Source organism: Alysiella filiformis, from assembly GCF_014054525.1.
Taxonomy (GTDB): Bacteria; Pseudomonadota; Gammaproteobacteria; order Burkholderiales; family Neisseriaceae; genus Simonsiella; species Simonsiella filiformis.
The window spans coordinates 1,474,577-1,494,090 of the sequence record NZ_CP059564.1; the positions used below are offsets into that span (position 1 = coordinate 1,474,577).

Consider the following 19,514-nt stretch of genomic DNA (forward strand, 5'->3'; position numbering starts at 1 on the left):
CATAAATGGGTTTTGTGAAAAAACGTTAAGTGTAGGCGCATAGGCTTGGCGTGGCAAGTCGTGTTTTGCCATAATCCCCATTTTTTGTGGAGATGAAATCGTGGCTGAACAAATGATGATTGTGTGGGCTTTGGTATTGGGTGGTTCGTCATTTTTGGCGTGGCTTTGTCTTAATTCGTGGCAATGGCTGTTGGCGTGGATTTGGCTGCCTGTTGTGATGGCGTTGTTGGCGTGGTATTTTGAACCCAGTGGGGTTTGGATTGCGATTTATTTCTTGTCTGTGTGCAGCATGATGCTGCCGCTTTCGGGCATATTTGCTTTAATCATGGGCATGTGGCTGCCCAATCGCGCCGATGAAAGGGTTATGGGTGCATGGGAAAAATGGGACATCAAAGACATGTGGCGCAATCCCACGCCCATGCGCGATAAGCGATAATTTGCTATAATTGCACCTATTTTTCGTTTTCAGGCAGCCTTTCGCTACACCCACAATTTTTTGTGATGTTGCCAACCACCTGTTCCCTCCCCCTTAAAAGGGGGAGGGCTAGGGTGGGGGTTGAAACGCAGATTGGCAAAAATTTGACTTCCACATCAACTGCCTTTCCCCCACCCTAACCCTCCCCGCAAGCAGGGGAGGGGATAAGGTTTCAGGCGGTTTTGTCAAGTCTGGTTGGTTGGTGAAAGGCAGCCTGAAAACGCATTTTTATTCCCATTCAACAACAATGAAAAGCATGAAAAAGACCCTTTTACCCCTTGCCCTAGCAAGCGTTTTATCGGCAAGCGTACTGGCAGCACCCAAAGCCAATCTTGCCGCCAGCGATGTGCAAGCCCAATCCGCCAGCAGCCCCAGCGTGGCAACAAACAATCTCCCACAAAAAAACAATTTGGGCAGCAAGCAGCCTGAAATTGCCGCCACCGCCTATTTGGTTAAAGATTTGCAAAGCAATCAAATCATTGCAGGCAAAAACGTGGACAACCAAATTGAACCCGCTTCGCTGACCAAATTGATGACAGCCTATTTGGCATTTAAGGCTTTGGAAGAGGGCAAACTCAAACCCGACCAAATGATAAAAGTATCCGACAAAGCATGGAAAGCCGAAGGTTCACGCATGTTTTTGGATACGAAAAAATCGGTTAGCGTGAGCGATTTGATTAAAGGTTTGATTGTGGTATCGGGCAACGATGCCGCCATCACGCTGGCTGAAAGCATTGCAGGCGATGAAAGCAAATTCGCCCAACTGATGAACGATGAAGCCAAACGCTTGGGCATGAACAAAACCCATTTTGAAAACAGCACAGGTTTGCCCAGCAAAAATCATTTGACCAGCGTAAACGATTTGGTGATTTTGTCGGCGGCGATTATTCGTGATTATCCGCAATATTATCCCATTTATTCCATTAAAACATTTGCTTACAATGGCATTACCCAAACCAATCGCAATTTACTGCTCTTTCGCGACCCCAGCGTGGACGGTCTGAAAACAGGGCATACCAACAGCGCAGGCTACAATCTCATCGCGTCCAGCCAACGCAATGGTCGCCGCGTGGTGTCGGTGGTGGTGGGTACGGCAAGCAATGAAGCCCGCGCCACCGAAAGCAGCAAATTGCTCAACTATGCTTTGCAAGGTTTTGATACACCCAAAATGTATGCCGCCAATCAGGAAATTTCACAGGTAAAGCTCTACAAAGGCGCGGCAAAATCCGTGCCAGTGGGGTTTTTGGAAGACGCATACATGACGATTCCAACAGGTCAGGTGGAAAACATCAAGCCGATTTTGGAAACCAGCCAACCCCTGCTCGCGCCGATTCAAAAAGGGCAGGAACTCGGTATTCTGAAATTCGTGGAAAACGGTAATGTGCTGGCTGAAAAGAAAGTCGTGGCTTTAACCGATGTGGCAGAAGCTGGCTTTTTTGGCAAGTTGTGGGACGGTATCGTGTTGTGGTTTAACGATATTTTTGCCGATTAAATCATCGCAAAAAACAATCAGGCTGCCTGAAAACGGATTTCAGGCAGCCTGATTGGGTTTGGGTAATGGCAAAATCAGGCTTTCAAGGCTTCTGCCAATTCGCCCGCTTCAAACATTTCCATCATGATGTCTGAACCGCCCACAAATTCGCCATTGATGTACAACTGGGGAATGGTCGGCCAGTTGGCGTATTCTTTAATGCCTTGACGCACATCGTCATTTTCCAATACGTTTACGGTAACGAAATCTTCACAACCCACCGCTTGCAAAATTTGCACCGCACGCGCTGAAAAGCCGCATTGTGGGAATTGTTTGGTGCCTTTCATAAACAAAACCACGCGGTTTGTCGTTACCAATTCTTTGATTTGCTCTTGAATGCTCATATGATGTTGCCCTTTTGTTTGGGGTTGAAAAAACGCGATTATAGCGCAAGCCATGTTTTCAGGCAGCCTTTGTGTACACGACAAAAATTTTTAGGCTGCCTGAAACCTGTTCCCTCCCCCGTCTGGCGGGGGAGGGTTAGGGTGGGGGTGGCTCGTTGGGTTTCTAACCCCCACCCCAGCCCTCCCCCTTGCATAGGGGGAGGGAGCAGCTTTGTGGCAATATTTCAGGCAGCCTGAAAATATTCATCGTACCATGCAACAATCCGCTCTGCCGCTTCCACGCATTTTTCCAACTCGTCCACCAGCGCAATGCGGACAAAACCCACGCCCGAATTGCCATGTGGCGTGTCGCGCGCAAAAAATCGCCCTGCCAAAACTTGCACGCCTGTGGCGCGATACAATTCTTGCGTGAATTTTAAATCATCGCCATCGGGAATGTGCAGCCAAATGTAAAAAGACGCGTCTGGCAGGCGCACATCAAATTTCTGACGCAAAATCGGCAACACACGGTCAAATTTCGCCTGATATTGGGCGCGGTTTTCGGCAACGTGGGCTTCATCGTTCCACGCGGCAATGCTGGCGCGTTGCACGGGCAAACTCATCGCGCTGCCGTGATAGGTGCGATAGAGCAGAAAATCTTTCAACAATTTCGCGTCCCCAGCCACAAAGCCCGAACGCAACCCTGGTACATTGGAGCGTTTGGACAAGCTGGTAAACATGACCATTTTGTCAAAACCGCGTCCCAATTCCGCCGCCGCTTGCAGGCAGCCGAGCGGTTTTTTGCCGTCAAAATAAATTTCGGAATAGCATTCGTCTGACGCGATGATGAAACCGTATTTGTCTTGCAAATCAAACAATTCTTGCCAATCTTGTTTTTGCAACACGCTGCCAGTTGGATTATCGGGCGAGCAGACAAACACCAATTTGCAACGCGCCCAATGTGCCGCGCTCACTTGCGACCAGTCGGGCAAAAAGCGTGGCGCGGTGGTGTTGGCGAACACGATTTCGCCACCGCCCAAAAACGTTGCGCCTTCATAAATTTGGTAAAACGGATTGGGGCTGACGATAACGGGGTTTTCCTGCTCATTCAGCACCACTTGCACGAATGAAAACAGGGCTTCGCGACTGCCCAAAACGGGCAAAATTTCGGTTTCGGGGTTGAGCGTTAAACCATCGTAGCGGCGTTTGAGCCAGCCTGCACACGCCTCGCGCAATTCGGGCAGCCCCAAAGTGAGTGGATATTTGGACAATTCGTCCAATGAATTGATGAGCGCGTCTTTCACCACTTGGGGTGTGGGGTGTTTGGGTTCGCCGATGTAGAGCGGAATTTCGGATAAATGCGCGGGCGGGGTAATGCCTTGCATGGCTTCACGCAAGCGGGCAAAGGGGTAGGGTTGGAGCTGTTGCAAATGGGGATTCATGGTTTCATCCTTTGAATATTTTGGGGAATGGGTTTCAGGCTGCCTGTAATTGCCCGTCTTGCATGGTCAAAACGCGGTTGAATTTGTGTGCCAATTCATCATCGTGCGTTACCACCACCAATGCCGTACCCAAATCGCGTTGCAAATCCAACATCATGTCCAAAATGTTCATCGCATTTTTGCGGTCAAGATTGCCTGTGGGTTCATCGGCGAGCAGGCATTTGGGGCGCGTTACCAAAGCGCGGGCAATGGCAGCACGTTGGCGTTCGCCACCCGACAATTCGGTGGGGCGATGTTGTATGCGTTGCGCCAAGCCCACTTTGGCGAGCATTTCGGTGGCTTGTTGTTCGGCTTGGGCTTTGGGCATTTTGCCGATGAGCAGGGGCATCATCACGTTTTCCAATGCGCTGAATTCTGCCAGCAAATGATGAAATTGATACACAAAACCCAAATTTTGGTTGCGTAAGGCGCTCAATTTGGCTTGGCTCAACTGTCCCAAATCTTGCCCCATGAGCAAAATTTTGCCGCTTGTGGCTTGGTCAAGTCCGCCCAATAAATGCAAGAGCGTGGATTTGCCACTGCCTGACGCGCCTATGATGCTCACGCTTTCGCCTGCCTGAATTTGCAGGTTCATATTGTGCAACACGTCCACTTTCAGGCTGCCGTCTTGGTAGGTTTTTGCCACATTTTGACAATCAATAATCACATTATTATTCATAGCGCAAAGCCTCCGCAGGTTGGGTTTTGGCGGCACTCAAACTGGGGTAAATGGTTGCCAAAAAAGACAAAATTAAAGAAATAATCGCCACGCTCAACACATCGCCAGCCTGAATGTCGCTGGGCAAATGGTCTATGAAATACACTTTGGCAGAAATCAATTTTTGCCCTGAAATGCTTTCTATCCACGCCACAATCGCCCCGATTTTCCACGACAACAGCAAACCCAAAACCACCCCAAAAAACGTACCCATGATGCCCGACACCATGCCTTGTACAATGAAAATTTTCATCACGCCTTTGGGGGTCATGCCCAAAGTCCGCAAAATGGCAATGTCCGATTGCTTATCGGTAACCGCCATCACCAGCGATGACACCAAATTGAACGCCGCCACCATGATGATGCACGCCAACAAAATCGTGAGCATGCGTTTTTCCATTTCCACAGCGTTGAAATAGGTGCGGTTGTTGTCTGTCCAATTATTGACCCACAAGCCTTGTTCGCGTGGATTGGGCATGACTTTTGCCATTTCAGCAGGGGCATTTTGCGGATTGGCAAGTTTCAAACGCAAACCCACCGAGCCATCGTCCACGCGATAAAGCGTTTGTGCGTCTTGCAAGTGAATCAATGCCATGGTTTGGTCGGCTTCGTCCACGCCTGTTTCCATGATGCCAACCACGTTGAATTGTTTCAAACGTGGCACCACACCAGCAGGGGTAACATTGCCTTCGGGACTGATGACGGTAACTTTTCCGCCCATTTCTGCACCCAGCGTGTCTGCCAAACCTTTGCCCAGCACAATGTCAAAACTGTCGGGTTTTAAATCGTTCAGGCTGCCTGAAACCATTTTGTCGGCATAGGTAATCACTTTTGCTTCTTGGTCGGGCAAAATGCCGCGAATTTGCACGCCGCGCACTTCGCCTGCGTTGGAAAGCAAACCTTGTCCTGCGATATAGGGCGCACTTGCCAAAATTTGTGGTTTATCGGCAATCAGTTGTTGCAAATGTTGCCAATTTTGATTGTCGTTGGTGGCGGCAACGTAGCCCATTTCGGCATGGGGCGCGATGTTGAGCAGTTGCCCACGAATGTCGCGCTGAAAGCCGTTTACCACCGACAACACCAAAATCAAGGCAATCACACCCAAAGCAATTCCCACAATGGAAATCATGGAAATGAACGACATAAAACCACTGCGTTTTTTGGCGCGTAAATAACGCAAACCAATCCAAGTTTCTAAACCAGCCATGTTCAGGCAGCCTTTTTCAAAAAATAAAGGCAAATTGTATCAAATTTGGCATAATAAAAACATTCAGACAGCGTGAATAAGGCGTTTTCGGAGAATGGAATATGAGAAAATTTTTGAGTTTGGTGGTGCTGTTGTTTGCCGCGATTTTTGCCTTATCCCCTGAATGGCGATTGCGTGGTGTGGCTTATTGGCACATTGCGCTGTTTCATTTGCAGCCTTTGCCGCAAGCCAACACCTTGCCCAATCCCGTTCCCAAGCACCGTTTTATTGACACATGGGGCGCACCGCGAGGTGGCGGTCGCAAACACGAAGGGGTGGACATTTTTGCCAAACGCGGCACACCCGTTGTCAGCAATATTGACGGCATTGTGTGGAAAATGGAAAACAATCGTTTGGGTGGCACATCGGTTTGGTTGGTGGGCGCGGGCGGTGCATGGCATTACTACACCCACTTGGACAAATATGCCAATATCCAACCACATCAATATGTGAAACGCGGCACCGTGATTGCCTATGTGGGGAACACGGGCAATGCCAAAACCACACCACCGCATTTGCATTATGGCATTTATGTGCGTGGCAAAGCCATCAATCCCTATCCATTGCTGGATAAAAAATCGTGAAATCGCGTTTCAGGCAGCCTGAAAACGCCAAATCGCCAAATTTAAGGGCAAAAATCCCCCAAATTTGGCGATAATCAAACAGCACAATTCAGATTAAGGCAATACGCGAATGATGCCGTTCATCGTACCTTGCCAGTAGCTGTGGTCTAAACCAATGTTACCAACGGTTTGCAAAGGATTGGACAATAAGCCAAAGCTCCAGAATTTTTTCGTGCGCAATGCGCCTGTGTTCCAATCCAGCGTAACAAAATGGTAGCTGTCCAAAGCGGTGGCGTTGTCGGAAGGGCCTGTGCGTTCAATCGTGTAAATCAAATTGTCAGGCACCGACAATTTGGGCAAAGCCGCCGAACGCAAATCGCTCGTCCATTTGGTAACGCAGCCTGAATTGTCGGGTTTCACGTCCACGCGCGTGATGCCGCCGATGAATGGGGCTTTTTCAGGAATGGATTTGCCCGCGCCATCGGGGTATTTGGGATAAGGATAACCATAGGTGGAGCTGGTTACAATCGCACGACCATAAGCAATGGACGAATCTTCCGTACCCGAATTGTTGCTGCCAAACAAGGGCGTTTTGCAGATTTGTTTGCCTGATTTATCGGCGGCATACACCAATAAATTCATTTGTTTGCCATTGTCGGTAATGGTAACAAACTCATCTTGGGTGGCATTGGTGCCAAAGAATGTGGGCGTAGAACCCGTACCCCAGCTTAATTGACCAGGTTTACGTGCAATGCCACGGTCATAGGCTTGTCGCCATTGTACGTTGATTTTGCCATTGCTTTTATCCAGCATGTACAAAGCATGGGTGGTTGCCACCGCAGCGCGGTTGTTGGATGCGGTGGAGAAGGAATTGGCAATCGTTTCACCATTGGCAATTTTGGTGTGAATCACTTTTTTGGTTTTGCGATTGGCAACGCCCACCACACCATTTTGGGTAACAAACCAAACATCATCGGCTTCGCTACCCGGGTTGATGGCAACCACGCTGTCGCAGCCTGATTTTTTGCAATGCCCAATCACGGCTTTTGCCAAAGGAATATTGCCAAAGAAGTTTTTGTGCAACACCCATTTGCCATTTTGGTTTTGGGCGCGAACGGAAATCAGGTTGTGGTGTCCATCTACAAAAATCACTTCATCGCGTTCATTGGCATAGGCATACACGCTGCCGAGCAAGCTGGCGGATTTGAGCATGATGTGGGTCAAAACATTGCCATCTTTATCCAATAAAGTCAGCTTGGGGTCGCGCGTGATGTAATCCACACACATTGCCATCACTTTGCCATCGGACATGACCATCAAATTGGGGCAAGCCGCCGACAGTGAAATCAACTGTGGTGCGCGAGATGAATTGGCAGGTCCGCGCAAAGGGCTGGTGTCGGACGACAAAGTGTCGCCATGGCTGGTTGCACCGCCCGATTTGCCCAAACCTTGCATTAAAGGCACAGGCGCAGCGTGTGCCACCGACAATGCCGCACCCAAAACAAGTGCAGACAGGGTTTTGAATTTTAAAGTGTTTTTCATAATTCAACTCTTGGGGTTAAAGAAAAAATGTTTCAGGCTGCCTGAAATGCCGTTTATGCCGCAATACAATATTGCACCACCGCCTCTTCCAAACTTTGGACGTTGCTTTCGCCTTGTTTGATGGCTTGTTGCAATTTGTCTTGTGCGGCTTGGCAATCGTTGCGCCTTTGCATTTCAGAGGGGGCAATGGGTTCTTGGGCGTAATTTTCCAGCAAATTGACCGTACCATCTTCATTTAATAAAGGTTCGGGCGGCAATTCAATTTCATCATCTTCTTGATTTTTCTTCAAAATCGGTTTTTCGTTAATGACTTTGGACAAACGCCCTGTTTTGGGGTCAAAAATTTGCACATTGTGCAAACGCAATTTGGGCGGCTCATCACCATACACGGCTTGATTTGCCACTTTCCAAATTTTTGTTTCAGCCCAAATGTTGATGGGCAAAAGCCACAATCCCATCATCGCCACAAAACCAAACAAACGCATGATATGCCCTTCTATTAAGGGAGCGGATTCTATGCCAGAGCGATTTGGAAAAACAACTCTTATTTAACTGACATTGATTATTAAAAACAAAGAGAATATTAGTGATTGTTAATTGGCATTCAGGCTGCCTGAATGGGGCGAAAATTTTTTCCCCTTTTTTTAAGATTTGGCTCTATAATTCGCGCCCCGCGCAAGGTCTTGCGTGGCGGCTGCATTTCACAACAACACCGCAGCCGTTTTTTCCAACCCCAAATACGAGAGATGATAACTTAGGGCAGCCTGAATAGGGAAGATTGGCGATTTGGATGAACACACAAACGAATCATCAATAGCCCCTTATGGTCAGCCGATGAAACTTTTCTTATCCTTTGATTTAATGAAAGGAATCCCGTTGATGAATCACATCACACCCACTTCGCCCGTTCAAGCCAGCAACGAATACTATCTGAATCGCCAAAACGCGATGGAATCACAAGTTCGCAGCTATCCACGCAAATTGCCGCTCGCCATTGCCAAAGCGCAAGGCTGCCGCGTTACCGATGTGGAAGGCAATGAATATCTGGATTGCTTGGCAGGCGCAGGCACGCTGGCTTTGGGACACAACCACCCAGCCATTATCCAAAGCATTCAAGACGTGTTGGCAAGCGGTTTGCCCTTACACACTTTGGATTTGACCACGCCACTCAAAGATGCGTTTACCGAAACGCTGTTGTCTTATTTTCCCGAAAATTATGTGTTGCAATTTTGCGGCCCCACAGGTGCAGACGCTGCCGAAGCCGCCATCAAATTAGCCAAAACCCACACAGGTCGCGCCAATGTGATTGCCTTTTCAGGCGGTTATCACGGCATGACGCACGGTGCATTGGCTTTAACAGGCAATTTGGGCGCAAAAAATGCAGTCAATAATTTGATGGCTGGTGTGCAATTCATGCCCTATCCGCATGAATACCGTTGTCCGCTCGGTTTGGGTGGCGCAGCGGGTGTGGACGCATTGACCCATTATTTTGAAAACTTTATTGAAGATGTGGAAAGCGGTGTGGTTAAACCTGCTGCCGTGATTTTGGAAGCCATTCAAGGCGAAGGCGGTGTGGTTACTGCGCCCGTGAAATGGTTGCGTAAAATCCGCGAAGTAACAGCCAAACACGGCATTGCGTTGATTGTGGACGAAGTTCAGGCAGGCTTTGGGCGTTCGGGCAAAATGTTTGCATTTGAACACGCCGACATTCAGCCCGATATTGTGATGATGTCCAAAGCGGTGGGTGGCAGCTTGCCTTTGGCGGTGTTGGCAATCAAAAAAGAATTTGACGCATGGCAACCTGCTGGGCACACAGGCACTTTCCGTGGCAACCAAATGGCAATGGCAACAGGTTTAGCCACCTTGCGCGTGATGAAAGAAGAAAATTTGCCCGAAAACGCGCGTGTGCGTGGCGAATTTTTACAGGCAGCCTTAAACGATTTGAAAGCCGAATTTCCCTGCATTGGCAATGTGCGCGGACGCGGTTTGATGATAGGCATTGAAATTGTGGACGAAAACCAAGCTGCCGACCGCACAGGCGCGCATCCAGCCGACCCTGCTTTGGCGGTGGCGGTGCAAAAAGCGTGTTTCAACAACAAATTGCTGCTGGAACGCGGTGGACGCAATGGCACAGTGATTCGCTTGCTGCCGCCTTTGACTTTAACGCACGATGATTGCGTGGAATTGTTGGCAAAATTCAAGCAATCGTTGGCAGATGCGATTAAAGCGGTTCGCGGATAAGGTTTCAGGCTGCCTGAAAATCGCACCAATGGGTTTTCAGGCAGCCTGAAATCAACTTGTTAAAATTTATGGTAACCCAAATACAAAAAGGGACTCCGTGTAGGGTGCAACTTGTTGCACCAACTCCATGTTTTATCAGGAAAATGGTGCAATAACGTGTACCCTACACTTGTTCTATTTTTAAATGAAATGCTTATCATGGTTGTGTGCCACCATCGGTTAAATGGCGAGTAGATAATGTGGCAATCACTTTATAAACATCAATGGCTGATTATTTTTATGATAGCGTGTGCTTTTGGATTATTGCTGTTCGGCGATAAAACCACACACATTTATCCCGCTCCCTATTTAGATGAAGTGTCGGGTGTTTCGCCAAATCAGTATGCCACGTTTATTGTCAAAAGCCCCTTGTTTCATTCGCCCAAATGCAGCGAAATAGAACAATGGGCAAATAATCATTTACCGCAACATTCAGGTGGTCAAGCCTTTTACTTTTTTATGCGATATGACCCAGCAATCACACCCCAAAATGTTTTTTTGAAGAAAGACTATTTGGCGATTGCTGGCGATTTTGAAATCTGTGCCATGCACCGAAATGATAAAAAGTGTTTTATTTGTAAGGAATAAAATGAATTATTTGAATCAACACCAACGCGCCTTGCTCTGTGCCGCACCGCAATCGCGTGCCGACTACGAATCCGCCATGCACACCGCCATTCAAGCCGTGTCCGCATGGTTGGGCGAAGAAAAAATGTACATAGGCGGCAGCATTCGCCAACTGCGCGAACAAATCCGTTTTGCCCCCACCGCGCAAGGTTTGGGGCTGCCTGAAACTTTATCGCGCCTGAACGAATTGTTTTTAAACAAAAGTTTGAAAGTCCACCACCCTCATTCTTTGGCGCATTTGCATTGCCCCACCATGGTTGCCAGCCAAGTGGCAGAAGTGCTGATTAACGCCACCAATCAATCTATGGATTCGTGGGACCAAAGCCCAGTCGCCTCGCTGATGGAAGTGCAACTCATTGATTGGTTGCGACAAAAAACAGGCTATGGCAAAGGCACGGCTGGCGTGTTCACATCGGGCGGCACGCAATCCAATTTAATGGGCGTGTTGTTGGCGCGAGATGCCTGTATCGCCAAACATTTTGTCAATGAAAACAATGAAACATGGTCGGTGCAACGCGATGGCTTGCCTGCCGAAGCCTTGTCGCGTGTGAAAGTGGTTTGTTCGGAAAACGCGCATTTTTCCGTACAAAAAAACATGGCAATGATGGGCATGGGCTTTCAATCGGTCGTAACCGTGCCGTGTGATGAATTGGGTCGCATGGATTTGCACGCTTTGGATAAAACCTTGTCGCAACTGGAACAAGACGGCAAAATCGTGGCGTGCATTGTTGCCACCGCAGGCACAACAGACGCTGGCGCAATGGACGCGCTGCCTGAAATTCGTGCCGCCGCCGACCGCGTGGGCGCATGGGTGCATGTGGACGCGGCTTGGGGTGGCGCATTGCTGTTGTCGCAAAAATATCGCCATTATTTACAAGGCATTGAGTTGGCAGACAGCATTACGCTGGATTTCCACAAACACTTTTTCCAAAGCATTTCCTGTGGCGCATTTTTGTTGAAAGATGAACACAACTTCCGTTTCATGCACTACGAGGCGGAATATTTGAATTCGGCGTATGACGCGGAACACGGTGTGCCGAATTTGGTCAGCAAATCGCTGCAAACCACGCGCCGCTTTGACGCGCTGAAATTGTGGTTCACTTTGGAGGCGTTGGGCGAGGATTTGTATGCGTCTATGATAGACCATGGTATTGATTTATCACAACAAGTTGCCGATTACATTCGCAGTCAAAATGATTTGGCATTGTTGGTGAATCCCCAATTTGCATCGGTGTTGTTCCGCGTGCAGCCTGAAAATTATCCTGTTGAATTTTTGGACAGTTTAAATCAAAACGTGGCAGACAGCCTGTTTGCACAAGGCGAGGCGAACATTGGCGTAACCAAAGTAAACGGTGTGCAATCGCTGAAAATGACTTTGTTAAGTCCCATTGCCACGCTGGAAAACGTGCAAAAATTGCTGGAACAAGTGCGTGCCGAAGCCGCCAAAATTGGCGATGATGTGAAAAATGGCACTTATCGCCCCGTGATTGATTGAGCATAATGTGAGCTTGGGATAAGTAACTGTCAATGTGCCAGTAAATCAGCCCTCTCCCCAGCCCTCTCCCACAGGGAGAGGGGGAAAGTTACTTCAATTTATCAATGACTTTTATCCCGAACTTGCGTTAAGCATAAACCGAAAGCTGCCTGAATCCATGTTCGGGCAGCTTTTTGGTTCATGAAAAATCAATTACATGCGGCTCAATTCGCGTTGCAATGCTTGAATGTTTTGTTGGCGGTCAAGCACCGCGCTTTCCAATTGACGCACTTTGTTTTGGTGATTGGCATCGGCAGCTGTACCCAAAACCACACGGCCGTCTGCCAAGGCTTTTTGTGCTTGTGCCAAGGCGTTGCGTTCGTTGTTCAATTCTTGCTCCAAAATGCTGCGGCGACCGCTTGCTTTGGCGGTGGTGTTGGCTGTGGGGCGTTGTGGGGCGGCACTTGCCACTTGGGTTAATGGGGTGCTTCGGCGCGCCACTTGCACGGCTTTGGGGGCGGCAACCACGGGTTTGGCGGCTGGTGTGGTTTCGGCTTTGGCAACTTCGGCGGCGGGTTTTTGCGGTTTAACGCTGGTGTAGTAGCCGATTTGTTGTCCCAATTTGGCTTGCCCTTTGCTGGCTTTGGAGTTATCGGTGTAGCAACCTTCGCCGCAACTGTATGTTTTCGCATCAAGCGCGGGGCTGGCGGCAATGGCAACAGTCAAAACGAGTAAAGGTTTTTTCATTGTGTTTTCCTTTGAAACAAAATGGCGCAATGTGCAATCGTGCCGCGCAAATTGTTTTTCAAAAATGATGTGTTGAACAATGTGGCAAAATTACCACAACGAACGCGAATTTTTGTGGCTGAAAACCCCAATTCAGGCTGCCTGAAAGACCATTTTCAGGTTGTGAAAGGCGTGTTCAACGCGCCTGCTTGTTTGGAGTAAAAATTCGCTAATGGCTTGCAAATTCGGCATCTATGGCAAGGTTGAGCTGTTCCAGTTCGTCCTGCCAAGTGAGCCAATTTTCTTCCAATTGCGCCAATTTTACTTTAACTTCTGCCGCTTGCGCCAATTTTTCTTGCAGTTGGCTTTTGTTTTCGGGCAAATAGGCACTTTCTTGCGACAAAAATTCATCGCAGGCTGCCTGTTTTTGTTGCAAGCGTGCCATTTCTTTTTCGGCTTGGTCAATTTTTTGTTGGATGGGTTTGCAGCGTTTGGCTTTTTCTTGGCGGATTTGGGCTTCCAAGCGTTTCACGTCTTTGCGGTTTTGCGATTGGGTGGACTGGGCTGGTGCGGCAAGCGCGTTTTCTTGCGCCAAACGCCATGCGCGGTAATCGTTCAAATCGCCATCAAAGGTTTTCAGGCTGCCTGAATCAATCAGCAAAAACTGGTCGGTGGTGGCTTCAATCAGGCTGCGGTCGTGCGACACCAAAATCATCGCGCCTTGAAACCCTTGCAAAGCCATGGTCAGCGCGTGGCGCATGTCCAAATCCAAATGGTTGGTGGGTTCGTCAAGCAGCAGCAAATTGGGTTTTTGCCACACCAACATCGCCAATGCCAAACGCGCTTTTTCGCCGCCTGAAAACGGTTCAATCGGCTGCGTTGCCATGTCGCCCACAAAATGAAATCCGCCCAAAAAGTTGCGAATGTCCTGCTCTTTTGCCTCTGGCGACAATTTTTGAATGTGCCAAACGGGGCTTTGGTCATCGCGCAGGGTGTCCAGTTGGTGCTGGGCGAAATAGCCGATATTCAGTTGATTGGATTGGATAATTTGCCCGTTTTGCGCGTTCAGGCTGCCTGCAAGGGCTTTGATGAAGGTGGATTTGCCCGAACCGTTCACGCCCAGCAAACCGTATCGCGCCCCATTTTCCAATGATAAATTGATGTTTTTCAAAATGATTTCATTGCCGTAACCCAAATCCACCTGTTCCAATTTTAAAAGCGGGTTGGGCAAATGCTCGGGCGTGGCAAATTCAAAATGAAATTCGCTGTCCAAATGCGCGGGGGCAATCAATTCCAATTTATTCAATGCTTTAATGCGCGATTGGGCTTGGGTGGCTTTGGTGGCTTTGGCTTTGAATCGGTCAATAAACGATTGCAAATGCTTGATGTGCGCCTGTTGTTTGGTGTAGGCGGCTTGCTGATTGGCTAATCTTTGGGCGCGTTCTTTCAAATAAAAATCGTAGTTGCCGCCATAGCTGTGCAATTTTTGTGCTGACAATTCAAGGGTATGCGTGGTGGTCGCGTTGAGAAAATCGCGGTCGTGCGAGATGATGATTTGCGTACAGGGCAAATTTGCCAAATGGGTTTCCAACCACAATACGGTTTCCAAATCCAAATGGTTGGTGGGTTCGTCCAGCAGCAACAAATCGGCACGGCACATCAATGCCTGCGCCAAATTCAAACGCATGCGCCAACCACCTGAAAAGGCTTTGACGGCTTTGGCGTGTTCTTCTTGCGAAAAACCCAGTCCACTCAATAATTTGGCGGCACGCGCTGGCGCGGAGTAGGCATCGATTTCGTCCAATTTGGCGTGGATTTCGGCAATTTGGTTGCCGTTGTTGTCGCGTTCGGCTTGTTGTAAGGCTGTCTGTAAATGCTGCAATTCGGTGTCGCCTTGCAGCACATAATCCAGCGCGGAAATGTCCAATGCGGGCGTTTCTTGGGCTACGGCAGCCAGTTTCCATGTTTTGGGCAAGCCGATTTCGCCTGAATCGGCGGCAATTTCGCCTTTAATCAGGGCAAATAAACTGGATTTGCCTGTGCCATTTTTGCCAATCAAACCAACACGTTGGCGTGGGTTAATCGTGGCGGTGGCTTGATTGAGCAACACTTTGGTGCCGCGTTGTAGGGTTAGATTTTTGATTTCTATCATGATTTGATTGATTTTTGTGAATGTCAAACAGGCGTATTTTACACAAAAAGGCTGCCTGAAATGTTTTTTGCAACACAAACCGTTCCGCTTTTTGCTTTTTTAAAAAGTAAGTCGCCGAAGGCAAAAAACCTTTTTTGTGGGGTAATGAAAGGCAGCCTGAAATTTGCTACCATCGCGTTTTTCTTTTCAAAACACGCCAACATGAACGCGACGATTTACAGCCATTTTTCCCATTTACCCGATTATTTGGCGCATTTTGCCCATTTTTCCGCCAACACGCTGCCTGAACATGGCGTGTATTTGCTTTACGATGAAAGCGGTTTGAGCTTGGCAAAAGTGGGCGAAAAGGGCAGGGTACAAGTGGATTTTGCAAGCGGTGCCGCGCAATATCGGCGCACCAAAGGCGGTGGCGAACTCATCGCAAAAGCGGTGAATCACACCACGCGCCCAACTGTGTGGGACGCAACGGGCGGCTTGGGACGCGACAGTTTTGTGTTGGCAAGTTTGGGCTTGCACGTGCAAATGTTTGAGCAAAATCCTGCCGTGTTTGCGCTGTTGCAAGACGGCTGGCAACGCGCCCAAATGTTGCCTGAAACGGCAGAAATCGTGTCGCGCATGGTTTTGGTTCACGCGGATTTTGCCCAAATTGCACCGCAAATGTTGGCGCAACACGCTCGCCCCGATGTGGTTTACCTTGACCCGATGTACCCCGAACGGCAAAAATCCGCCGCCGTGAAAAAGGAAATGGCGTATTTTCACGAATTGGTGGGGCTGCCTGAACCGCAAGCCGATGACAATCTTTTTCAGGCAGCGCGGCAAATCGCCAAAAAGCGTGTGGTGGTCAAACGCCCGCGTTTGGGCGAATTTTTGTGTGGCGTGAAACCTGCTTATCAATATGAAGGCAAATCCACGCGATTTGATGTGTATTTGCCGTTTCAGGCTGCCTGAAAACGGTATCGTGCCGCGCTTTTACCCCCTCTCCCTGTGGGAGAGGGCTGGGGAGAGGGCAAATGTTCCGCCATTTCAAAAGCTTTACCCTCTCCCTAACCCTCTCCCACAGAAGAGGGAATGAAGTTGTGGCAAATCAAAAAGTGGTGCCGCTTACTTTCAGGCTGCCTGAAATTTGTTAAAATCGCGCTGTTTCAATTATTTTGTGAATGTATTGATTATGCCCCAAATTACGGTTTCCCCCAGCCAAACCCAATTTTCCAGCCAAGCCAATGAAACCATTTTGGCAGCCGCCATACGCAATGGCATCAATTTGCCGCATTCGTGCCAGAGTGGCGTGTGTGGCAGTTGTGCCGCCAAGCTGGTTTCAGGCAACATTTTGCAAAGCGGCGAATACGATGATTATGTGTTGAGTGCAGATGAAATTGCGGCAGGCACAATTTTGCTTTGCTGCTCGCAAGCCGATGGCGATGTGGTGGTGGACATGCCATCGTATGCAGGGGCAAAGGCGATTGCCATTCGCACCCTGCCTGCGCGTGTGGCAAGTGTGGCGATTCGTGGCGATGTGGCGATTTTGTCGGTGGCATTGCCCAAAGCACCGCCGTTTCAATTTCACGCAGGGCAATACATGGAAATTTTGCTCAAAGATGGCAGCCGCAGCTATTCCATTGCCAACGCGCCCAGCCAAAATGGGGTGTTGGAATTTCACGTTCGGCATCATGAAGGTGGCTTGTTTTCGCCACAACTGTTTTCAGGCAGCCTGAAAACGGGTTCCATCATGCGTTTGCGTGGACCTTTGGGTTCATTTTATTTGAATGAAGACGCAGACAATGCCCCCCTGATTTTGTTGGCAACAGGCACAGGTTTTGCCCCCATTAAAGGCATTTTGCAGCATTTGGCAGAAACACAAGCCACGCGCCACGTTCACGTTTACCACGGTGTGCGATTTGAAAACGGTTTGTATGACGAAGTTGCCTTGCGCGAATTGCTGGCAAAATTGCCCAATGCCAAATACACGCCCGTGGTGTCGCGCCCCAGCGAAAATTGGCAAGGCGCAACAGGACACATTACCGAACACGTTTTGCGCGATTATGCCGATTTGTCGGCACATGAAGTGTACGCTTGCGGCTCGCCAGCCATGGTGCAAAGCAGCAAACAAGCCTTGGTGCAACAAGCCAAGTTGCCCGAAAAAGCCTTTTACAGCGATGCGTTTACACCGCACGTTTGATTTTCAGTACACGACAATTTTTGATTTGCCATGAACCTGCGCCTCCCCTCGCCAGATGGGGGAGGGACAGATGCTCCATATTTTCGCAAAAAAAAAGCGGCATGGTCGCCCATGCCGCAAACACACACATCAAGAGGAATCTGAAATCACATTATTGTTTGTGGTTTTGGCTATCGCGTTCAGCCTGCTTTTTTACCCAAAAGAACAAGAACACCGCGATGACCACCACCATTAAAATCGTTACCAAAGAAAACAAACCAAATGGCGTGGATAACATATATTGAAACACGTCCATAACATTTCCTTTTTGTTAAGATATTCAAACAACAAGGGCATTATCAGTTAAGTTTGGCAAATTTGTTTTGACCTAAATCAATATTATCTGCCAATGGCGATTCATTTTATCTTGCTGGTGTATGAAAACAACAAATTCAAGACACAAAATCAATCATCTTGAAACACAATTACAACAAATCATTTAAAGCAGCCTGAAAACATTCCACCAAATACAGCGTTTCGCCATTGAGCGTAAACCACGACCGCCGTGCCAATAAACCATTGGGCAATAAAGCAAATTGCAGTTCGCTGCGTTGCACGTTCAAGCTGCCTGAAAACAAAATCGTGCCAAGCGAAGTGTTGCCGCAATGCAAAATGTCGCGCCATGCCGATGTGGTTTCGCACAAACTTTGCGCTTGCACCACCATTTTGTCGTTTAAAAACAAGCTGACTTGGCGCGTGAACAGCGTTTCAGGCAGCCTGAAATCGGCAAAATGGGGGAAAGATTGCGTTTCGCCCAATTTGTCCAGTTGCACGGCAAAATTGCCGCGTTGCGACAAGGCTTGGGTTAAACTTTCGGCAGTGGCAATGGCGTGGATTGCGTGGGCGGATTGGGGAAAATTTGTTTGCCAAATCAACATATTGTTCTCAAAAATCATTTCATGGAAAAGGGCGGATATGAAATCCGCCCCCACAACAATTTCAATTTTCAGGCAGCCTGAAAAGATTTACGCGATTTGCGTTTGATGTTCATCGCCCACACGTTTGCGGATTTTGCCCAAACGGTACACCGTTTCGCCTTGTGCAGCCAAAAATTCAGCCGCTTTGTCCGCATTTTCGGGCGATACAATCACCACCATGCCCACGCCACAGTTGAACGTGCGGTACATTTCCGCCGTTTCCACATTGCCGCCTTGTTGTAACCATTGGAATAATTTGGGCAATTCCCAAGATTTCGCGTCAATTTGCGCCACGCAATTTTCAGGCAGCACGCGCGGTACATTTTCGGTAATGCCGCCACCTGTGATGTGTGCCATGCCTTTGATTTCAAATTCTTTTAAGGCTGCCAAAATCGGTTTCACATACAAACGGGTTGGCGCAATAATCGCTTGACGCAAAGTTTTGTCGCCATCAAAAGGCGCGTCCAAATCGGGATTATCACGCGCCAAAATTTTGCGAACCAGCGAATAGCCGTTGGAATGCGCCCCATTGCTCGCCAAACCCAACACCACGTCGCCTGCTTTGATGTTGCGCCCGTTGATGATTTGCGATTTTTCCACCACGCCCACCGCAAAACCTGCCAAATCGTATTCGCCATCTGGGTACATGCTGGGCATTTCTGCCGTTTCGCCGCCGATTAGGGCGCAGCCTGATTCTTCGCAGCCTTGCGCGATGCCTTTAATCACATCGGTGGCGCGCGCCACGTCCAATTTGCCACATGCAAAATAATCCAAGAAAAACAACGGCTCTGCACCTTGAACCAGAATGTCGTTCACGCTCATTGCCACCAAATCAATGCCGACTGTGTCGTGTTTGTCCCATTCAAACGCCAATTTCAGTTTGGTGCCAACGCCATCTGTGCCGCTTACCAATACAGGATTTTGGTATTTTTTGCTGATTTCCACCAATGCGCCAAAGCCGCCCAAATCGCCCAGCACTTCGGGGCGCATGGTGCGTTTGGCAAAGGGTTTGATGTTTTCAACGAGTTGGTCGCCAGCGTCAATGTCCACGCCTGCATCGCGGTAGCTTAAAGATTCTTGGGTCATGGTGTTTTCCAATCGTGTGATAAAAAATGGGTTTCAGGCTGCCTTTCAGTACACGACAATTTTTTGAAATAACCACAAACCTGTCTCCTCCCCCGTCTCCAACGGGGGAGGGCTAGGGTGGGGGAAAATTTGTGGAATAAATTAATTGTCTTGAAAAT

At 48.7% G+C, this 19,514-nt stretch carries 20 protein-coding genes; 9 read left to right on the forward strand and 11 right to left on the reverse strand.

The window, feature by feature from the left end; all coding sequences use genetic code 11:
• Positions 1-100: 100 nt before the first annotated feature.
• Both H3L97_RS07285 and H3L97_RS07290 read left to right on the forward strand, forming a co-directional pair.
• Positions 101-436, forward strand: a complete 336-nt coding sequence (locus H3L97_RS07285; RefSeq protein WP_143269136.1) for a hypothetical protein — start codon at positions 101-103, stop codon at positions 434-436.
• A gap of 295 nt (positions 437-731) precedes the next feature.
• Entirely contained in the window at positions 732-1,967 is a 1,236-nt protein-coding gene (locus H3L97_RS07290) for a D-alanyl-D-alanine carboxypeptidase family protein (RefSeq protein WP_097114387.1), read from the forward strand.
• A 74-nt stretch (positions 1,968-2,041) separates the two neighbouring features.
• Here H3L97_RS07290 and grxD read toward each other — a convergent pair whose 3' ends face one another.
• The 4 genes from grxD to H3L97_RS07310 form a co-directional block, all read right to left on the reverse strand.
• A complete protein-coding gene (grxD, locus tag H3L97_RS07295; RefSeq protein WP_097114386.1) occupies positions 2,042-2,350 on the reverse strand; it encodes a Grx4 family monothiol glutaredoxin in 309 nt (102 codons plus the stop codon).
• Between the two features lie 224 nt (positions 2,351-2,574).
• Complete coding sequence (dapC, locus tag H3L97_RS07300; RefSeq protein WP_097114370.1) at positions 2,575-3,771, reverse strand: succinyldiaminopimelate transaminase; 1,197 nt, start codon at positions 3,769-3,771, stop codon at positions 2,575-2,577.
• Positions 3,772-3,805: 34 nt separating this feature from the next.
• On the reverse strand, positions 3,806-4,489 hold the full coding sequence (gene lolD, locus H3L97_RS07305) for a lipoprotein-releasing ABC transporter ATP-binding protein LolD (RefSeq protein WP_097114369.1): 684 nt from the start codon (positions 4,487-4,489) through the stop codon (positions 3,806-3,808).
• Positions 4,482-5,735, reverse strand: coding sequence for a lipoprotein-releasing ABC transporter permease subunit (locus tag H3L97_RS07310; protein ID WP_097114368.1), 1,254 nt, complete (start codon positions 5,733-5,735; stop codon positions 4,482-4,484). The genes lolD and H3L97_RS07310 overlap by 8 nt, the downstream gene beginning before the upstream one ends.
• Positions 5,736-5,836: 101 nt before the next feature.
• On the opposite strand from H3L97_RS07310, the gene H3L97_RS07315 reads away from it, so the two are divergent.
• Positions 5,837-6,358 carry a M23 family metallopeptidase gene (locus tag H3L97_RS07315; RefSeq protein WP_097114367.1) on the forward strand — a complete coding sequence of 174 codons (522 nt, stop codon included), beginning with the start codon at positions 5,837-5,839 and terminating at the stop codon, positions 6,356-6,358.
• 93 nt (positions 6,359-6,451) lie between these two features.
• Here H3L97_RS07315 and H3L97_RS07320 read toward each other — a convergent pair whose 3' ends face one another.
• Both H3L97_RS07320 and H3L97_RS07325 read right to left on the reverse strand, forming a co-directional pair.
• The gene (locus H3L97_RS07320) at positions 6,452-7,879 is read right to left on the reverse strand and encodes a hypothetical protein (protein ID WP_097114366.1); all 1,428 of its coding nucleotides are present in this window, start codon (positions 7,877-7,879) and stop codon (positions 6,452-6,454) included.
• A gap of 53 nt (positions 7,880-7,932) precedes the next feature.
• Positions 7,933-8,364, reverse strand: a complete 432-nt coding sequence (locus H3L97_RS07325) for a hypothetical protein (RefSeq protein WP_097114365.1) — start codon at positions 8,362-8,364, stop codon at positions 7,933-7,935.
• A 394-nt stretch (positions 8,365-8,758) separates the two neighbouring features.
• Between H3L97_RS07325 and H3L97_RS07330 the strand changes: the two genes are divergently transcribed.
• The 3 genes from H3L97_RS07330 to H3L97_RS07340 all read left to right on the forward strand — a co-directional run bounded on the left by H3L97_RS07330 (position 8,759) and on the right by H3L97_RS07340 (position 12,281).
• Positions 8,759-10,120, forward strand: a complete 1,362-nt coding sequence (locus H3L97_RS07330) for a diaminobutyrate--2-oxoglutarate transaminase (protein WP_097114364.1) — start codon at positions 8,759-8,761, stop codon at positions 10,118-10,120.
• 237 nt (positions 10,121-10,357) lie between these two features.
• Positions 10,358-10,747 carry a hypothetical protein gene (locus H3L97_RS07335; RefSeq protein ID WP_097114363.1) on the forward strand — a complete coding sequence of 130 codons (390 nt, stop codon included), beginning with the start codon at positions 10,358-10,360 and terminating at the stop codon, positions 10,745-10,747.
• A gap of 1 nt (position 10,748) precedes the next feature.
• A complete protein-coding gene (locus H3L97_RS07340) occupies positions 10,749-12,281 on the forward strand; it encodes a pyridoxal phosphate-dependent decarboxylase family protein (RefSeq protein WP_097114362.1) in 1,533 nt (510 codons plus the stop codon).
• Positions 12,282-12,473: 192 nt separating this feature from the next.
• Here H3L97_RS07340 and H3L97_RS07345 read toward each other — a convergent pair whose 3' ends face one another.
• Positions 12,474-13,007, reverse strand: coding sequence for a hypothetical protein (locus H3L97_RS07345; RefSeq protein ID WP_097114361.1), 534 nt, complete (start codon positions 13,005-13,007; stop codon positions 12,474-12,476).
• Positions 13,008-13,028: 21 nt separating this feature from the next.
• On the opposite strand from H3L97_RS07345, the gene H3L97_RS07350 reads away from it, so the two are divergent.
• Entirely contained in the window at positions 13,029-13,208 is a 180-nt protein-coding gene (locus H3L97_RS07350) for a hypothetical protein (RefSeq protein WP_097114360.1), read from the forward strand.
• 7 nt (positions 13,209-13,215) lie between these two features.
• Here H3L97_RS07350 and H3L97_RS07355 read toward each other — a convergent pair whose 3' ends face one another.
• The gene (locus H3L97_RS07355) at positions 13,216-15,138 is read right to left on the reverse strand and encodes an ATP-binding cassette domain-containing protein (RefSeq protein ID WP_097114385.1); all 1,923 of its coding nucleotides are present in this window, start codon (positions 15,136-15,138) and stop codon (positions 13,216-13,218) included.
• A 201-nt stretch (positions 15,139-15,339) separates the two neighbouring features.
• Here H3L97_RS07355 and H3L97_RS07360 point away from each other — a divergent pair, with 201 nt between their 5' ends.
• Both H3L97_RS07360 and H3L97_RS07365 read left to right on the forward strand, forming a co-directional pair.
• Complete coding sequence (locus H3L97_RS07360) at positions 15,340-16,086, forward strand: class I SAM-dependent methyltransferase (protein WP_097114384.1); 747 nt, start codon at positions 15,340-15,342, stop codon at positions 16,084-16,086.
• 220 nt (positions 16,087-16,306) lie between these two features.
• Complete coding sequence (locus tag H3L97_RS07365) at positions 16,307-17,314, forward strand: 2Fe-2S iron-sulfur cluster-binding protein (RefSeq protein WP_097114383.1); 1,008 nt, start codon at positions 16,307-16,309, stop codon at positions 17,312-17,314.
• Positions 17,315-17,465: 151 nt separating this feature from the next.
• Here the strand turns inward: H3L97_RS07365 and H3L97_RS07370 are convergent, their stop codons facing one another.
• The 3 genes from H3L97_RS07370 to purM form a co-directional block, all read right to left on the reverse strand.
• Positions 17,466-17,609 (reverse strand): DUF3149 domain-containing protein, encoded by a 144-nt coding sequence (locus H3L97_RS07370; RefSeq protein WP_101597829.1) that lies wholly within the window; start codon positions 17,607-17,609, stop codon positions 17,466-17,468.
• A 169-nt stretch (positions 17,610-17,778) separates the two neighbouring features.
• Positions 17,779-18,231: a chorismate--pyruvate lyase family protein gene (locus H3L97_RS07375; protein WP_179655830.1), complete on the reverse strand. Its 453-nt coding sequence runs from the start codon at positions 18,229-18,231 to the stop codon at positions 17,779-17,781.
• 87 nt (positions 18,232-18,318) lie between these two features.
• The gene (gene purM / locus H3L97_RS07380; RefSeq protein ID WP_097114358.1) at positions 18,319-19,356 is read right to left on the reverse strand and encodes a phosphoribosylformylglycinamidine cyclo-ligase; all 1,038 of its coding nucleotides are present in this window, start codon (positions 19,354-19,356) and stop codon (positions 18,319-18,321) included.
• Positions 19,357-19,514: the final 158 nt, after the last annotated feature.

Excerpts from the sequence above, each read along its gene's own strand:
- H3L97_RS07290 (WP_097114387.1), top strand. The coding sequence starts at position 732 with ATGAAAAAGACCCTTTTACCCCTTGCCCTAGCAAGCGTTTTATCGGCA.
- grxD (WP_097114386.1), bottom strand. The coding sequence starts at position 2,350 with ATGAGCATTCAAGAGCAAATCAAAGAATTGGTAACGACAAACCGCGTG.
- dapC (WP_097114370.1), bottom strand. The coding sequence starts at position 3,771 with ATGAATCCCCATTTGCAACAGCTCCAACCCTACCCCTTTGCCCGCTTG.
- lolD (WP_097114369.1), bottom strand. The coding sequence starts at position 4,489 with ATGAATAATAATGTGATTATTGATTGTCAAAATGTGGCAAAAACCTAC.
- H3L97_RS07310 (WP_097114368.1), bottom strand. The coding sequence starts at position 5,735 with ATGGCTGGTTTAGAAACTTGGATTGGTTTGCGTTATTTACGCGCCAAA.
- H3L97_RS07315 (WP_097114367.1), top strand. The coding sequence starts at position 5,837 with ATGAGAAAATTTTTGAGTTTGGTGGTGCTGTTGTTTGCCGCGATTTTT.
- H3L97_RS07320 (WP_097114366.1), bottom strand. The coding sequence starts at position 7,879 with ATGAAAAACACTTTAAAATTCAAAACCCTGTCTGCACTTGTTTTGGGT.
- H3L97_RS07325 (WP_097114365.1), bottom strand. The coding sequence starts at position 8,364 with ATGCGTTTGTTTGGTTTTGTGGCGATGATGGGATTGTGGCTTTTGCCC.
- H3L97_RS07330 (WP_097114364.1), top strand. The coding sequence starts at position 8,759 with ATGAATCACATCACACCCACTTCGCCCGTTCAAGCCAGCAACGAATAC.
- H3L97_RS07335 (WP_097114363.1), top strand. The coding sequence starts at position 10,358 with ATGTGGCAATCACTTTATAAACATCAATGGCTGATTATTTTTATGATA.
- H3L97_RS07340 (WP_097114362.1), top strand. The coding sequence starts at position 10,749 with ATGAATTATTTGAATCAACACCAACGCGCCTTGCTCTGTGCCGCACCG.
- H3L97_RS07345 (WP_097114361.1), bottom strand. The coding sequence starts at position 13,007 with ATGAAAAAACCTTTACTCGTTTTGACTGTTGCCATTGCCGCCAGCCCC.
- H3L97_RS07350 (WP_097114360.1), top strand. The coding sequence starts at position 13,029 with ATGGCGCAATGTGCAATCGTGCCGCGCAAATTGTTTTTCAAAAATGAT.
- H3L97_RS07355 (WP_097114385.1), bottom strand. The coding sequence starts at position 15,138 with ATGATAGAAATCAAAAATCTAACCCTACAACGCGGCACCAAAGTGTTG.
- H3L97_RS07360 (WP_097114384.1), top strand. The coding sequence starts at position 15,340 with ATGAACGCGACGATTTACAGCCATTTTTCCCATTTACCCGATTATTTG.
- H3L97_RS07365 (WP_097114383.1), top strand. The coding sequence starts at position 16,307 with ATGCCCCAAATTACGGTTTCCCCCAGCCAAACCCAATTTTCCAGCCAA.
- H3L97_RS07370 (WP_101597829.1), bottom strand. The coding sequence starts at position 17,609 with ATGGACGTGTTTCAATATATGTTATCCACGCCATTTGGTTTGTTTTCT.
- H3L97_RS07375 (WP_179655830.1), bottom strand. The coding sequence starts at position 18,231 with ATGTTGATTTGGCAAACAAATTTTCCCCAATCCGCCCACGCAATCCAC.
- purM (WP_097114358.1), bottom strand. The coding sequence starts at position 19,356 with ATGACCCAAGAATCTTTAAGCTACCGCGATGCAGGCGTGGACATTGAC.